The organism is Rhodococcus ruitaii (assembly GCF_055230935.1).
Genome location: NZ_JBUYWC010000005.1, coordinates 111,281 through 126,556 on the forward strand (window position 1 = coordinate 111,281; position 15,276 = coordinate 126,556).

15 protein-coding genes are annotated in these 15,276 nt (G+C 66.2%); 6 read left to right on the forward strand and 9 right to left on the reverse strand.

Features of this window, described 5'->3' with window-relative positions; all coding sequences use genetic code 11:
- Positions 1–546: 546 nt before the first annotated feature.
- A complete protein-coding gene (locus tag ACZI8W_RS08330; RefSeq protein ID WP_463368022.1) occupies positions 547–1,251 on the forward strand; it encodes a DUF6875 domain-containing protein in 705 nt (234 codons plus the stop codon).
- An 81-nt stretch (positions 1,252–1,332) separates the two neighbouring features.
- Positions 1,333–1,644, forward strand: coding sequence for a DUF3303 domain-containing protein (locus ACZI8W_RS08335; protein ID WP_463368023.1), 312 nt, complete (start codon positions 1,333–1,335; stop codon positions 1,642–1,644).
- 39 nt (positions 1,645–1,683) lie between these two features.
- On the opposite strand, the gene ACZI8W_RS08340 is transcribed toward ACZI8W_RS08335, so the two are convergent.
- Both ACZI8W_RS08340 and ACZI8W_RS08345 read right to left on the reverse strand, forming a co-directional pair.
- The gene (locus tag ACZI8W_RS08340) at positions 1,684–2,580 is read right to left on the reverse strand and encodes a diacylglycerol kinase (protein WP_463368024.1); all 897 of its coding nucleotides are present in this window, start codon (positions 2,578–2,580) and stop codon (positions 1,684–1,686) included.
- Entirely contained in the window at positions 2,577–4,199 is a 1,623-nt protein-coding gene (locus ACZI8W_RS08345) for an FAD-binding oxidoreductase (protein ID WP_463368025.1), read from the reverse strand. Before ACZI8W_RS08345 ends, ACZI8W_RS08340 begins: the two co-directional genes overlap by 4 nt.
- Positions 4,200–4,270: 71 nt before the next feature.
- Between ACZI8W_RS08345 and ACZI8W_RS08350 the strand changes: the two genes are divergently transcribed.
- A complete protein-coding gene (locus tag ACZI8W_RS08350) occupies positions 4,271–4,867 on the forward strand; it encodes a TetR/AcrR family transcriptional regulator (RefSeq protein ID WP_463368078.1) in 597 nt (198 codons plus the stop codon).
- Positions 4,867–6,396: a glycerol-3-phosphate dehydrogenase/oxidase gene (locus tag ACZI8W_RS08355; RefSeq protein ID WP_463368026.1), complete on the forward strand. Its 1,530-nt coding sequence runs from the start codon at positions 4,867–4,869 to the stop codon at positions 6,394–6,396. The genes ACZI8W_RS08350 and ACZI8W_RS08355 overlap by 1 nt, the downstream gene beginning before the upstream one ends.
- Positions 6,397–6,446: 50 nt before the next feature.
- Here ACZI8W_RS08355 and ACZI8W_RS08360 read toward each other — a convergent pair whose 3' ends face one another.
- Both ACZI8W_RS08360 and ACZI8W_RS08365 read right to left on the reverse strand, forming a co-directional pair.
- Entirely contained in the window at positions 6,447–7,091 is a 645-nt protein-coding gene (locus tag ACZI8W_RS08360) for an MBL fold metallo-hydrolase (protein WP_463368027.1), read from the reverse strand.
- Positions 7,092–7,570: 479 nt separating this feature from the next.
- Positions 7,571–8,809 (reverse strand): Glu/Leu/Phe/Val dehydrogenase dimerization domain-containing protein, encoded by a 1,239-nt coding sequence (locus ACZI8W_RS08365; protein ID WP_463368028.1) that lies wholly within the window; start codon positions 8,807–8,809, stop codon positions 7,571–7,573.
- A gap of 150 nt (positions 8,810–8,959) precedes the next feature.
- Here ACZI8W_RS08365 and ACZI8W_RS08370 point away from each other — a divergent pair, with 150 nt between their 5' ends.
- Entirely contained in the window at positions 8,960–9,904 is a 945-nt protein-coding gene (locus tag ACZI8W_RS08370; RefSeq protein WP_463368029.1) for a LysR family transcriptional regulator, read from the forward strand.
- A 73-nt stretch (positions 9,905–9,977) separates the two neighbouring features.
- Here ACZI8W_RS08370 and ACZI8W_RS08375 read toward each other — a convergent pair whose 3' ends face one another.
- The 3 genes from ACZI8W_RS08375 to ACZI8W_RS08385 form a co-directional block, all read right to left on the reverse strand.
- Positions 9,978–11,489, reverse strand: coding sequence for a protein adenylyltransferase SelO (locus tag ACZI8W_RS08375; protein WP_463368030.1), 1,512 nt, complete (start codon positions 11,487–11,489; stop codon positions 9,978–9,980).
- A gap of 156 nt (positions 11,490–11,645) precedes the next feature.
- Positions 11,646–12,086, reverse strand: a complete 441-nt coding sequence (locus tag ACZI8W_RS08380; RefSeq protein WP_463368031.1) for a VOC family protein — start codon at positions 12,084–12,086, stop codon at positions 11,646–11,648.
- Between the two features lie 92 nt (positions 12,087–12,178).
- Positions 12,179–13,375, reverse strand: coding sequence for an aminotransferase-like domain-containing protein (locus ACZI8W_RS08385; RefSeq protein WP_463368032.1), 1,197 nt, complete (start codon positions 13,373–13,375; stop codon positions 12,179–12,181).
- Here ACZI8W_RS08385 and ACZI8W_RS08390 point away from each other — a divergent pair.
- The gene (locus ACZI8W_RS08390) at positions 13,369–13,572 is read left to right on the forward strand and encodes a cold-shock protein (RefSeq protein ID WP_463368033.1); all 204 of its coding nucleotides are present in this window, start codon (positions 13,369–13,371) and stop codon (positions 13,570–13,572) included. The two genes, ACZI8W_RS08385 and ACZI8W_RS08390, sit on opposite strands and share 7 nt — an antisense overlap.
- A 471-nt stretch (positions 13,573–14,043) precedes the next feature.
- Here ACZI8W_RS08390 and ACZI8W_RS08395 read toward each other — a convergent pair whose 3' ends face one another.
- Both ACZI8W_RS08395 and ACZI8W_RS08400 read right to left on the reverse strand, forming a co-directional pair.
- Positions 14,044–14,226: a hypothetical protein gene (locus tag ACZI8W_RS08395; protein WP_463368034.1), complete on the reverse strand. Its 183-nt coding sequence runs from the start codon at positions 14,224–14,226 to the stop codon at positions 14,044–14,046.
- A 228-nt stretch (positions 14,227–14,454) separates the two neighbouring features.
- Positions 14,455–15,129: a hypothetical protein gene (locus ACZI8W_RS08400; protein WP_463368035.1), complete on the reverse strand. Its 675-nt coding sequence runs from the start codon at positions 15,127–15,129 to the stop codon at positions 14,455–14,457.
- Positions 15,130–15,276: the final 147 nt, after the last annotated feature.

Here is a 15,276-nt window from a genome sequence, read left to right on the forward strand (position 1 = left end):
CGGCTGTACAGTTGCGCGGCAACACCTCACGCGGGACCGCTCCGAGATGCACGGGGCGATGGCGGCGTCACGGGTCAGCGTTCACGGTGGGGTAATTCGCCCATTCAGGGCTTATACTGAGAGTTTGTTTGTATGCCTGGATCCTTTTCCATGGTGGTTGTATTGTCGAATAACAGACTCGAAGCGCCATGGAGTGATCGTTGGCCACCGCGTACGGACCGTTCCCTCCCGGGACCGGGGCAGGACCCCCGGGCTCCGCGACCGAATCGGCGCCGCAAATCCGAATGCATTGAGGCAGAGCTTCTTTCATAGGGGGTTTTCATAGGGGGACTGTTCATATCGTTGTCGAGTCACATCACGCCGCGGCGCCGGGATCGCGGCGCACCGCCGCTCGCAGCGACTCCCCACCCATCGCGTGCACGCGATCATGGTGCACGCTCGATACCCCGGTATCACACGATGAAACCGAGTGCACCACAACCTGATCGAGGATCCTCGCCCACGAGACAGGTCTGCGATTCCCCGACCGGGAGCAAGGAAGCCGACATGCCGATCCAGAAACGAGTGGGGACTCGGTCGGGCACCGCATGGGTGGATCTGCTCGAGGAGCAGTCCGAGTACGCGCACGAACCGACCGCGCACCTCCTGCGATCCTGGGTGAGCGAGTACCTCACCGCGCCCCACCCGGATCTCGGCCGGGACGGTCCGGTGTGCCCCTTCGTCCGCTCCTCCCTCGCCAGGCAGCTCTTCGGCGTGGCGTTCGTGCACGGAGCAGACGTAAGCGCGACCACTCTCGCCACGATCGTGGCAGATCAGTTCGACATCTACCTCGATCTCGCCCGCCCCAACGACAAGGATCGCAGCCTGAAGACACTGGTCACGGTCCTTCCCGATCTCACCGACTTCACTGTCATCGACGTCGTTCACGCCGATTGCAAGCCGCTGTTCGTCGGCCACGGCTGCATGCTCGGCCAGTTCTACCCCGGTTGCCCACAGCCCGGCCTCTGGAACCATGATTTCCACCCGCTGGATGCACCACTTCCGATGCTCGTGGCGCGCAATATGATGACGACCGACTTTCCGTTCCTGATGGCTCGCCAGGAATGGCTTCGTGCGTACTTCAAGAAGTTCGCCCCCGGCTTGCCGAGCGTGCTGCGAGCCGACCTGGCGATGCGGATGACCTACGACGGCGACGCGGTGGATGCGATCACATCGCACCACGCTCTGACCGCGAACGATCCTGCGCAATGACGTGCGCGCCGGCCTTGGTCTCGGATCCACCCGAGGTCCGGGTGTCATGACAATCAACGAGAAGGGAAGAAGGTACGGACGATGAAGTACGTAGTGGAGTGGGAAAGCCGGTCCGGCGGATCGGCAGTCGACAGAGAACCGGACGTGCAGCGTCTCCTACAGGTGTTCTCGAAGTGGGCACCGCCGGAGAGCGCTACTTTCCACCAGTTCGTGAGCCGTCTCGATCTCGGTGGCGGGTTCGCCGTCGTCGAGTCGGACAACCCTGCAGACGTGGCCGACGGGCCCACGAAGTTCTCCCCGTTCTTCGACTTCCACGTGTATCCCGTGGTCGACGTCGCCGAAGGTGTGCGAATTCTCCAGGAAGGAGCGGAGTTCCGCAGCTCCATCGACTGACCCTCCATCGATCGACACTGGAATGGCCGCTGCCCCACGTCAACGGGCCGGCACCAGCACCGTCCCGGCGCCGCGCACCGCCTCGACGTCGACCGGCAATGGCCGGAGCGGTTCTCCGTCGGCATAGACGGTGATGCCGGGGCACTCGAGCCGCACCTCTCGCGCGCGGCGCACCATCACCTCGGGCAGGTCGATGTGGGTGCCCCGGTAGACCGTCGGGAACAGACGCAGGAGGCGAGAACGGTTCGCCGAGGTGGCAACCACCACATCGAGCAGACCATCGTCGAGCAGCGCACCAGGTGCGATTCGCATGCCGCCCCCGTAGGTGGAGGCGTTGCCGACAGCCACCAATGTTGCGTCGAGTTCGAGGGCCGGTTCGTCGTCGAAGGTGATCCGGTACGGCAGGAGCCGCAGGTTCACCAGTTCGACGACTGTGGCGGCGTTGTATCGCAGTCGACCGCGCGGCCACTTCATGCGGTTGGCACGATCGGTGACGAGAGCGTCGAAACCTCCCGCGAGCACAGTGCCGAACCACTGGGCGGGCCCCTGGGTCGAGGAGACTCGGCCCAGATCGATGGTTCGTCGCCGACCGGTGGCCACCACATCGGCTGCTTCAGCCGGGTCGGCGGGGATCCCGAGGACGCGGGCGAGATCGTTTCCAGTTCCGGCAGGGATGATCCCGACGGGCGTGCCCGTGGTGGCGGTGGCCTGCCACGCCTGCCAGACGATGCCGTCGCCGCCGACAGCGACGACCGCGTCGATGCCGTCGTCGACCGCGTGTCGGGTGAGTGCGATCGACTCGTCGACCGAATCGGCGGCGATGTGAGTGATGCGCCGTCCGTGCACGCGCAGTCGTGTGCTGGCAACCGCGAGCGTGTGGAGGGCATCGGCGCCTGCGGTCGGGTTGCTCAGCACCACAACCGAACCGGTGGTCAAGGGATTAGCTTTCCGGGATTGAGGATGTGGTGCGGATCGAGCGCGTTCTTGATGGCACGGAGCACGTCCACGCCGCAGTCTCCTATCTCGTCCGTCATCCACGGCAGATGGTCGCGTCCGACGGCGTGATGGTGGGTGAGGGTTCCACCGGCAGCGACGATCGCCGTGGTGGCCGCCTGCTTCGCCGCGGTCCACTGCGCGACCGGGTCGTCGGCCTGTGCGCACACGATGGTGAAATACAGCGATGCGCCGGCCGGATAGGTGTGCGAGATGTGGCACATCACCAGCGGCGGGGTGCCGCCTTCACGAAGCGTGTCCGTGAGCGCCTCGGTGACCGCGACACGTAACCGTGGCAGGTTCGACCAGGTGGTCGCAGTTTCGAGCGTCTCCGCGAGGGCACCCGCCTGCAGTAGCGCGTCCCGCAGGTGGGGTGCGTCGAATCGTCCCTGCTCCCACTGGCGGGCAGGCCCCGCTCCGAGGTCCTCGCCTCCTGCTGCCTGGGCGATGTCCTGCACTGCTGCACCACGGTCGCGCACGTAGCGCTCGTCGCCCTCGATCGTGGTCACGGCAAGACATCCGCCTGGCGATGTACGTCCGATGTCCTTGTGCAGGGCGAGGTTGAGGCCTGTCTCGGCTTCATCCGAGAGCCGGAGCACGGTCGGCGGCAGGCCGCTCTGGACGAGAGTGCGGAGTGCGTCCGCGCCGGTGGCGAAATCGGGGAAGCGCCATGCCCGGTGCTCGACGACGGCGGGGACGGGATGGATCCGGACACCGACGTCCGTGATGATTCCGAAGGTCCCCTCGGAACCGAGGAAGAGTTGTCGCAGATCCGGGCCGGCTGCGGAGGCGGGTGGGTGGCCGACCCGAAGGGTTCCGCGGGGTGTGGCCACCGTCATGTGTTCGACCATGTCGTCGAATCTCCCGTATCCAGCGGAGGCCTGGCCGGAGGAGCGAGTTGCGGCGAACCCCCCGATGGTTGCGTGGCGAAAACTCTGCGGGTAGTGACCGAGCGAGAAACCGTGGGTACCGAGCAACTCTTCGGCCTGCGGCCCGGTGGCCCCGGCCTGCACAGTGGCGATGCGGGAGACGGGGTCGAGATCGGTGAGTGCGTTCAATCGCCGGAGATCCACCGCGATCACTGCGGATAAGCGGCCGGAATCGGGATCGACTCCCCCGACGACGCTGGTACCGCCGCCGAATGGGACAACCGCGATCGACTGTGCTGCACAGTACTCGAGGAGGGTCAGGACCTCGTCGTGATCTGCGGGGAGAACCACCGCGTCCGGTGCCGTCTGCGGATCGGAGGCCTGCCGATGCAACAGGTCCGGGGTGCTTTTACCGCCGGCGTGACGCAGGCGCGTGGCGTGGTCGTCGAGGACGTGCTCGGCGCCGAGGAGGCGAACGAGGCCCGCTCGATGCTCCGGGGCGAGTCGTCCCGAGGTGAGCCGGACGTCGGATTCGGCGAGCGGGGCCCGGCGGCTATGGATTCCGAGTGCCTGCTCGAGCAGGGTGTGCACTTCGGGGCCCAGGTCGGTTCGATGGTCGGCCGTCCCCCACGCGTCCCACTCCATATCCGGTGCGGGGTGGCCGGGTCGCTGGGGCGTGAAGCTCTCAGTCATGCGTTACAGTTTTACATATGCCGCTAGTTCGTAACGACACATTCGGTGATGCGGTGCTCCCGCAGCACCCGATGTCACCCGAGCCGGAACGCCCCGGCGACAGCATCGAGGACAAGATCCTCGACGCCGCCCGCTCGTGCCTACTCGACTTCGGGCTACGCCGCACCACCCTCGCCGAGATCGCTCGACGTGCAGGCGTCAGCAGGCCCACCGTCTACCGCCGATGGCCGGATACCGACGCGGTACTCGCCGACCTGCTCACCCGAGAGATCCGCGCCGCACTTCCCGACACGCACGGTGTCGGACCCACCCGCCCGATCCTGGTGTCTGCGGTCGTCTCCGCTTCCTACGACCTCGGCACCCACCCGATCTTCGAGAAAGTGCTGCGCACCGACCCGGAAGTGTTCATCACGTACATCGTCGACCGGCTCGGCACCAGCCAGCGCCTCATCCTCGATGCTCTCGTCACCGCGGTCGAACGGGGCCAGGACGATGGTTCGATTCGCCCCGGTGATCCCCGCGCACTTGCCGCGTTCATCCTTCTCACCGCGCAATCGACGGTGCAGTCCGTCCGCATGATCAGCGAAGTCGTCGACCATCGAGCACTACTCGACGAGCTCGGCCATGCCATCGATTCCTACCTCGCCCCCATCGAAAGGCACCGATGATGACCCCCACCGGGTCGAGCGCTCTGAACGCCACCCGCCGCACCCGCGAGCTCGAGGAACTCGGCGAGCACCCCACCGTCGACGTCCTCGTCGTCGGCGGTGGCGTCACCGGAGTGGGTGTCGCCCTCGATGCCGCCAGCCGAGGATTGAGCGTCGTTCTCGCCGAACGCCACGACCTCGCGTTCGGCACCAGTCGCTGGAGCTCGAAACTCGTACACGGCGGATTGCGTTACCTTGCCTCGGGCAACGTCGGCATCGCCCGCGAGAGCGCCGTCGAGCGCAACATCGTCATGACGCGTACCGCGCCACATCTCGTGCGACCTCTTCCTCAACTCGTGCCGCTCCTTCCGTCCGTGGGTGTCGCCGAAGCAGCATTGGTCCGCACTGGCTTCCTCGCCGGCGACGCGCTGCGCGCCACCGCAGGAACACCGGCCACCGTTCTTCCGCGATCCCGGCGTGTCAGCGCGAAGCGGACCGCAGCACTCGCCCCGGCCGTTCGGCGGACCGGGCTCCGCGGCGGCCTCCTCGCCTACGACGGTCAACTGGTCGACGACGCGCGGTTCGTCGTCGCGCTCGCCCGCACTGCCGCCGTGTACGGGGCACGGATCCTCACCCGCGTCGAAGCCCGCGACGTCACCGGCTGGGGCGCCACGCTCCGCGATACCCTCACCGGCAGCGACATGCAGATCGGGGCTCGCGCCGTCGTGAACGCCGCCGGAGTGTGGGCCGGTCTAATCGACCCCACCATCCGGCTGCGGCCCAGCCGCGGTACCCATCTCGTGCTCGATTCGGCGGCACTCGGGAACCCGACCGCCGCGCTCACAGTGCCGATCCCGGGCGAGCGCAACCGCTTCGTGTTCGCCTTACCTGCCCAACTCGGCCGCGTCTACCTCGGATTGACCGACGAGGAGGCGCCGGGTGAGCTGCCGGACGTGCCAAAGGGCAGCGACCGTGAGATCGAGTTCCTGCTCGACACGGTCAATACGGTGCTCGCGACACCGCTGACCCGCGACGACGTCCTGGGTTCCTTCGCCGGGCTCCGCCCGCTGCTCGACACCAGCGCGTCCGGCGCCGGGGGTTCGACAGCCGACCTCTCACGCGAACACGCCGTGCTCCGGACGGAAGGCGCGCCGATCGGCATCGTCGGCGGCAAACTTACCACCTACCGGAAGATGGCCGAGGACGCCGTCGACGCAGCCATCGACGTGGCCGGACTGACCGCGACGCCGTGCCGTACCCGGCACCTGCCGACGGTCGGTGCCGCCCACCCCGCAGCGCTCCGCGCAATGACGGCGCCGCAGTCGCTGGTACAGCGCTACGGAACCGAGGCGTCACTCCTCGCGGCCGACCGAACGCGGATGGAACCCATCGCACCCGGGATCGACATCACGAGAGCGGAAGTGGAGTTCGCAGTGAGTCACGAAGGCGCACTCGACGTCGACGACGTACTCGATCGTCGCACCCGAATCGGATTGGTCCCGGCGGAGCGAGCGCTCTCCGAGGAACCGGTCGCCGCTGCGTTCCGATGAAACCGGTGGGTCGGACGCACCCTCACATACCCCACCCAGGCCGGCAAACCTCAGCGCGTCACAGCAGCCGACAACCCGGCCAGCGCCTGCTCGAGATGAGCGGGCCATTGGTGCGGGTCGATCCTGTGTACCGCCGACTCGCTGGGGAAGGCACTGGAGATCACCACATCCGGCGTGAGCGTGCCCAGCAGCCGCAGGCTGTCGGCCAGAGTGCGGGCGTCGCTGAAGCTTTCGATGTACCCCGCCGCCCATTCTCCTGACGCACCGACGAACAGCGTGTCGCCGGTGAACAGGTAGCGCGCTCCGTCGGCACCCGGAACCAGATAACAGACACTCCCGACGGTGTGCCCCGGTGTCGGAATCACCTCCACTCCATTGTCATCGGTGTGCCGCTCCTTCAGCGGGACGTCGATGTGCGCATGCCGGCCGATCGCGTCGGCTTCCGCCGCCGGAGCGCGCAACTTCGAACCGAACCGCTCGGCGATCCTTCCGAGCATCGGGCCGGCTTCGTCCTCATGAGACAGATACTGGTCAGTGATTCCGCCTCGCTGCTCCAACTCGGCGAAGTCGGCTTCACCCGCGACCGAGTAGAACAGCACGTTGTGGTTGCCGGTCCACAGGTAGGCATGGGTGGTCAGCCCGGGAAACGGATTGTCTTGTCGCGTTTCCCACAGGTCGGGCAATACTTTCCGCATCGTTGCTCCTTCTCGTTGTCGATGTTGAACGACAACTCCACGGTGCAACCTCGAGTCGACTCGAGGTCAAGGTCGGCGGATCTGCATGCATTCCATTCCCGCACCCACCCTGTGTTCCCGCGCGCGCAATCACGCGAGCGGGAAGCCAACACGCGCGCGCGAAGCTTGTCCCATCGTCGAATTCCGGACACGGCAATCCAAGGCCGCGTCCGCTACGGTGTCCGAGTGTTGTCCACTGCACGTACCTGGTGGCGGCCGCTCCGGCGGTCGTGACCATTACGCGTGTCCCGAGTCGCCTTCCGCTGGCGGCCGGCCCTGAGAGACAGAGGACGTCAGTGCAGGCGGCTCCCGAGACGACGGCATCACCACTGACATTCGTAGCGTCGACTACGAGTTCCAGGCCGGTGCCAACGCGATGCTCGTGTGCATTCGGGACTCTGATCCGCGATGACTGCCTTTCAGGTGTAAGAGAGGAACGATTACGGAATCACCAGGACCGGTACCGCACCGGGATCCACCAGCGCCGACGCACGGTGGTGAGCAGCGACCAACTCGTTCGCAGTCTGTCGCGGCGGCACCCGATCGAGCAACCAACGCTCGACCAGCAGCGCGACCTTGGCCAGCATCTCGGTGCGCAACCGCAGGAACGACTCCTCCGGATCGTCACCGACCTGACCGAGCAGCACCCACCACGCCCAGGCGACAGCCCCGGCGTTGGCAACGAAATCCGGAACCACCGGAATGCCTCGCCCGATCAGTACCGCCTCGGCTTCCGGGGTCGTCGCAGCATTCGCGGCCTCGACCACGGCCTTCGCGGCGACCCGGTCGACATTGTCCGTCGTGATCGCATACGAGATCGCGGCGGGGACGAAGATGTCTGCCGGGATACCGATCACGGCGGTGCTCGGCAACTGCTGAACATGCGCCGGGATCCGGGTGCGGTCGATCTCCCCATAGGCGTCGCGCAGGTCGAGCAGAGCCGGGATGTCGAGACCGTCGGCACAGTACAACGTGCCCGCAGCATCGGCGACAGCGATCACGCGAACGCCCGCTTCATGCAGATACCACGCGGCCCCACCTCCCATGGTGCCGATGCCCTGGATCGCGACGGTCGTCTCGGCCGGGGCCCATTCGTGCGCGTGCATGCTGCCGATGCAGGCCTGCGCAACGCCGTACCCACCGACCACATCTCCGAGCAGGAAACCACCGGTCACCGGCGCGTTCAATGCGGCCCGCACGCGCTGCAGCGTCCGTTCCGGATCCTGCGAGCGTCCGATCGCAGCGTGATAGGACTGCTGGAGTCCGAGTCGCGCAAAGACGTCGTCGATCAGATGCTGAGGCACTCCCAAGTCCTCCGCAGTCACCCAATGTGTGTCCAGCCACGGACGCATCGCGTGGCAGAACCGCTCCAGGACACCGACAGCACGGGGATCCTTCGGGTCGAAATCGATGCCACCCTTCGCGCCGCCGACCGGCAAGTCGAACACTGCGGTCTTCGCCGCCATCCCGCGGGCCAGATCCTCGACCTCCGACACCGTGCAGCCTGCCCTCATTCGGGTGCCGCCGGTGGACAGCCCGGACACCGAGGTGTGCACGACGAGATAGCCGTGTGCTCCGGTGATCGGGTCCGTCCACGTCATTCGCAGAAGAGGCTCACGGGGACCTTGTTCTCTGTTGTCGGGCCCTTGCCCGAACGCACGCTCGATCGTCGAGGTCATAGTGAGCCACCCCAATCATCCGCAGTAGGTTTTCGTCGCCACGAGTAATCGGCTGACAACGCCAGCGTGCATTCACCCGCGACCCCGCGTCCAGTTACGAAACTTGAATGATTGCGTTCACGGTTGCTACACAGCCCTTACCCTGGCGGTATGGAGCTGTCGTTGCGCCGGCTACGGATGCTTCGGGAATTGCATCGCCGAGGCACCGTGACCGCTGCTGCCGCGGCATTGCACTACACCACCTCGGCCGTCTCCCAACAGCTCGCGTTACTCGAACGAGACGTCGGTGCAACTCTTTTCGTGCGACATGGCCGCCGGGTGCAGCTCACCGATGCCGGCTTCGTCCTCGCCGAACACGCCGAGGAGATCCTCCGCTCGGTGGAACGTGCGACGACCGCTCTCGAACGCACCCAGGACGGTGTCACCGCACGATTGGTCGGCGGCGTGTGGGCGTCTGTCGCGTCGAGTCTGCTGCCGAAGGCACTGACCTTGCTCGCGGTCGAGCATCCCGGCATCGAAGTCCGCACGAAGGAGCTCGCACCCGAGGACACCGCGGGCGCCGTCCAGGTCGGCACGTTGGATTTCTCGTTCGTGATCGACTATTCCAACTATCCGATGCCGTGGGATCCCGCGTTGACACGGGTGGTCATCGCGGTGGAGCGATTGCACGCCGTCATGCCCCCGGGGACGGCACCGGCCGAGACGATGACGTTGGCGGATCTCGCCGAGTATCCGTGGGTGCTGGCCGGACCCACCTCACATTTCGGCCGAGCGGTGCGCATGGCGTGTCAACGCTCCGGGTTCGAGCCCAGGATCAACCACGAGGTCGGCGAGCAGGCGACAGCACTCGCAATGGTCGCTGCAGGCCTGGGCGTCACCCTCGTCTCCGACCTCGGGCTGACTCTGCCTCCACCGGGGATTGAAGTGGTCGCGCTCACCGACCCGCTGATGCGTACGATCTCGATCGCCCATCGGGGCGCCGATTCACAACGACGGCCGCTGCAGTTGGTGATCGATTCCGTCCGCACCGCGGCGGCCGGCCAGGGGCTCGCGGTGTCGTCACCGTCCGAGGAATCGTCGGTCACACACGACTGAATCGGTGGTGCAGTTTTCGTCGTCGGCCTCGGCGTGTCGCGTGAACTTTCTACGCACTCGACGTCGTCGAATGTCAGGTGCCGCAGAAGGTCTGGAAGTTGTCGTTGAACGACCGCGGGGCGGGTGTGGCGTACTCCGACCACTCGTCACGACGCTCGAACGGATGCGTCACCACCTCCAGCAAAGTCTCGAACGGAACTAGATCGCCGGCGGTGGCGGTGCGCAGAGCCGCCTCAAGGTGATGGTTGCGCGGGATATACAGCGGGTTGACGCGGTCCATCGCGTCCGCTGTCTCGGCCGCCCCGCGCCCGTACCTCTCGAGTTCTGCACGCCAGCGTTCCAGCCACGGACCCGTGGATTCGTGTGGAACGAGGCCGTCGAGTGGCGCCGAATTCCCGCGGAGTTCGCCTGCGAGCGCACGGAAGGTACCCGTCCAGTCTGCGCCATGTGCGGCCATCAGCTTCAACAACTCGTCGACCAGAGCCCGATCGACGTCCGTGCCGGCCAGACCGAGCTTGGCCGCCATGCCGCGCGTGAAGTGGCTCTCGTAGTGTTCGTCGAAGGTGTCGAGGGCAGCGGTCGCCGCAGTGATCGCATCGTTCGGTTCGGAGTCGAGCAACGCCAGAAGCGTTTCGGCGAAACGCGCCAGGTTCCATTTCAGTACCACGGGCTGGTTGCCGAATGAGTAGCGCCCACCGTGATCGATCGAACTGAACACAGCTGACGGATCGTAGGCGTCGAGGAAAGCGCACGGACCGTAGTCGATGGTCTCCCCCGAGATCGTCGTGTTGTCGGTGTTCATCACCCCGTGCACGAACCCGGTGAGCATCCATTGCGCCACCAAGGACGCCTGGGCCTCGATCACGGACTCGAGGAACGCCACGTAGCGGTTCCGTTCGCCTTCCGCCGGCAGTTCGGTGAGCTGTGGGTAATGGCGGGCGATCGCGTAATCGGCGAGCGTGCGGAGAATCTCGCCATGACGGACCGCGAGTTCGAAGGTTCCTACACGCAGATGGCTGGCCGCGACCCGCGCGAGTACCGCCCCGGGTTCAGCACCGTTGCGGTGGACGGCGCGACCCGTCGCCACGACCGACAGCGACCGTGTGGTGGGAACACCCAGGGCGTTCATCGCCTCGCTGACCAGGTATTCGCGGAGCATCGGGCCGACCACCGCGAACCCGTCACCGCCCCGAGAGAACGGTGTGGGCCCTGACCCCTTCAGATGCAGATCCACCCGGCTGCCCTCGTCGTCCACGAGTTCGCCGAGCAATAGCGCCCGACCATCCCCGAGGAGCGGCGCGTACCCGCCGAACTGATGACCCGCATACGCCATCGCAACCGGTTTCGCGTCGAACGGTGCCACCGCCCCGGACAGGAGTGCGATTCCCTCATCGCTTCGCAGTGCCGGTGCGTCCAACCGCAGATGCGCTGCGAGCTTGTCGTTGAGCACGAGCAGCGTCGGATCCGGAACCTCAGCTCCCTGCCACGACACGCTCAGTGCGCTCAGTTCATCGACGAAGGTGCTCCCGAGACCGGGCATCGCCGTATTCGGGCCCGAGGGAGGATGCGGGATTGCTGCCATCATTCGAGGGTAGCCACTCGCAGGCCCGGGCCCGCTGCTCCGCCCGCCCGGCACACCGATCTGTTTCACCGTTTTCGCATCGGTAGTCAGGCGCAGGGCGTTCTTGTCGTGGAGGGTGTAGTGCGTGTTGAGCTACGCGACGCCCGTGGACCCGGCGCGTCAGCCAAATTGCTCGAACAGCGACACGATGATTCCCTCGGGCCCACGCACATATGCCATCCGCACGCTGTTCTCATACTCACCGACGCCACCGATGAGCCCGTACCCTTCGGCTGCCACGGCGTCGAGAGCGGCCTGAAGGTCGCCGACTTCAAAGGACACATTTCGCAGTCCGACCTCGTTGGCCATCGCGGTCGGCGATCCGGGCTCGTGGTCGGGCGTGACGAAGCTCGCCAGTTCCAGCCCGGCCCCTCCGCCAGGCAGCCGCAGCATCGCGATCTCGCAGTGCGCACCCGGGATGCCGCAGACGGTCTCGACGAACTCGCCTTCCACGGATCCGGTGCCCTCCACCTCGAGCCCAAGGCCCACGAAGAACGCTGTTGCCGAGGGAAGGTCCGCGACGGTGATGCCGACGTGGTCGAAGCGCTGTACGTGTGCCATGAGATCCATCGTCCCCTCGAAGGTCCGCAGGCCGCTGTCGTTCGCAAGTTCTCGTGACAGTCCTCGCAGTTTCACGGTGCCGTGCGCCCCTCTCACACAATCGTCGACAAGATCTCCACTCCCTGGGCAATCCGGTGAGCGGGAATGCCGCCGTACCCCAGCACTACGGCCCGTCGGTCACGGTATTGCTCGGGAACGTCTTCGTTCATGCAATAGCGGGAGATCGGACAGATCCGAATCTGTCGCTCGGCAGCGGCCGCCACGAAGTCGGCAGCTGATCCTCGACCGAAGTCCACCATCAAGTGCAGTCCCGCCGATATACCCCGCAGTGCGGCGTCAGGACAGTGCTCCCCCATTGCTGCAACCAATTGCTGACGACGTCCTGCGTAGTCCTTGCGCATCCGGCGTAGATGGCGTTCGAACCCGCCACTGCCGAGATACTCGGCGAGCGCAAGCTGACTGACTACAGCGGCGCTGGGGTCGATGGCCCGAACGGCGCGCAGCACCGGTTCGTTCCACTGTGACGGTAAGACCATCCAACCGAGGAGCAGGGCCGGCGCCAGACTCTTGCTGACCGAGCCGATCAACACAACGCGTTCCGGCCTCAGCCCTTGAATTGCGGCAAGAGGATGCCGGTCGTATCGGAATTCGGCGTCGTAGTCATCCTCGATGATGACTCCGTCGACCGCTTCCGCCCAGTCGAGTAGCGCGGCCCGCCGGCCCGAAGACATGACCGAGCCGGTCGGAAACTGATGAGCGGGTGAGATCAGGACCGCGCGAACGCCACTCTTGACCAGTTCGGAGACATTCAATCCACCATCGTCCACAGGAATCGCGATCGGTTCGAGGCCGGAGCCCTCGAAGGGCGTGCGCAGCGGAATCCAGCCCGGATGCTCGACGCCGATGCGATCGAAGCCGCGCGCGCTCAAGGCTCGTGCCATCACTGCGACTGCGTGCACCGCCCCGTTGGTGACGACGAGATCATCGGCGACCGCAACCGCGCCCCGAACCCTTCTCGCCGGGGCCGTCGCGCTCCAGGGGGCGCGACGGTCTCGGCGCCGTGGCTCGCACCGCCGCTCCTTCCGCCTCGGGGCCCGTACGCTGCGCCCCGCCGGGCACGGATCCTGACCTGCCCGTCGAACGATTCGAGCGCCGACCTGCAGCCACCGGATACCGGTCGGCCTCGTCGGCACAGGGGCCGCAGCGGAACGGGCCGGTCGGCACGATCCACCACAGAACACGGCAGCACCTGAGGCGCCGGCTCCACGGGAGGAAGCACACCATGACACAGGGCATCGTGCAGTGGTTCAACAGTGAAAATGGCTACGGATTCATCACCCCGGACGACGGCACCGCCGAGATATTCGTGCACTACTCGCACATCGCGGGCACCGGCTACAAGACGCTGGAGGACAACCAGTGGGTCGAGTACGAGATCGGTTACGGAATGAAAGGCCCGCAAGCGCAGAACGTGCGGACAGTCTGACCGACTCGCGCAGGCCCGGGTCGAGGGTCGACTCCCACAGCACAGGACTCCCACCAGCGAACGTATCGGCAGCGCGCACCCGGACGCACCCCACACACAGGGAGGTCGGCATGAATGCCAACGTGATACAGCTGATCCTGGTGCTGGCCGGAGGGGCCGGAGGGGTCGGTCCAGGCCGCCCTCCGGCGGCGCGGCGACCCGCACCGACCGCCGTTCCGTACGGCTGCGCGCACTCTGCGTATGCATCGATAGCCGGACAACAACCCTGCGGCGAGACCGGATTTCGAGGCACCGGACAGCGCACCGGGCGCACGTTCGCCGCGGCATCCACCGTGCTCGGGTCCACGATCAACCACGCCGGTCTCGCCCACCGCAGCGCCCGCTTCCTGCCGGGTTGGCGCGTAACGGTGTTCAGCGGCGCGGCAATACCTCCCCTGCGCGCCGAACCTTGCCGACGGAGGATGACGCTGTTCAGGCCATTTCGGGAACCCGCAGGTGCGCGACGGCGAGATCGAACTCGGCCACGTCGAGCACCCACGCGCCGCTGTCCCGACTCGTGGACGACCTGACCCGATCGGCGTCGTCGAGGACACCGTGCACCGTTACCGGCTGAAAATCCGCAACGACATCATCCGGATCTGCGCTGTATCGCACCACTTGTCTCCCCGGCGATCCGCCAGGCTCGACGCGAATCGTCCGGCTGGGCGAAATGGGTCTTTCGACACGCAGTTCCGCCTCCTTGCCGGGGCTTACCCGCAGTTCCCCGCGGCGCTCCGGCAGGGGCCTCCCCACCCGCCAGAACGGCCCCAGCATTACCTCGCCACTTACGGACATCCGGTCCTCTCCTCACACAGCACCCTGATGCAGGGGACACGTCCGTCGTCAGTCTGATCGGGTCCCTAGCAACGCCGGCACCGCGCTGCGCTCGCGTACCCAAGCCCCCACCGTCGGATCGATCCAGGACAACACCTCAAGCAACTCCCGATGCAGACCGGCGACGTCCTGGCCGGTGCCGGCGATCTGCGCGCCGTGGATCGGCTCGTGATGAGCAATCCGATTTCGCAGCGTGTTGAGGTGATCAAGCCGCCGATAGACATCCTGACGCCGGTTGGGACGCTGGTGCGGATACGCGTGCCGCACGCACGGAGTCCACAACGTGGCCTCATAGGTGCGCGCATGCAAAAAACGCCAGAACCCGAACATCAACTCCGCCACCACCCGGCCCGGCACCTCCACGCGGCCCCCGCGAGTCGCACGGCGACGAGCATCAGCGACATCCTTCTGGGACTGCGGCGTCAACGGTACCGTCAGATACCACGGATCAACACCGTCATTGCTGCGGTTCCACCGATCGAGCTGGGCGTGACAAGCGTTGCGCAAGACCACCTCGAGATAGCCGAGATCCTCGAACACCGCCGCACCCAGACGGGCGTTCCACTCATACAGATCCAACGCCCGATCGAGGTCACCTCCAGCCGCCGCGAGATACGACGACAACCGCTCCGGCGTCAACAACACACCCATCGCCTGCGTCACGGCCGCGCTGCGGTTGGGCATATCCCTCCAGTACCGATATAGTTGACAGTGAAGACCCCGGAGCGGCCTCTGCACCCCAACGGTGCACGTCCCCGGGGTTTTGACATTCCACCACCCTTCCCGGCGTGGCCGCTCCCCGGCCCACTGCGAGCACGGTACAGGTCGACA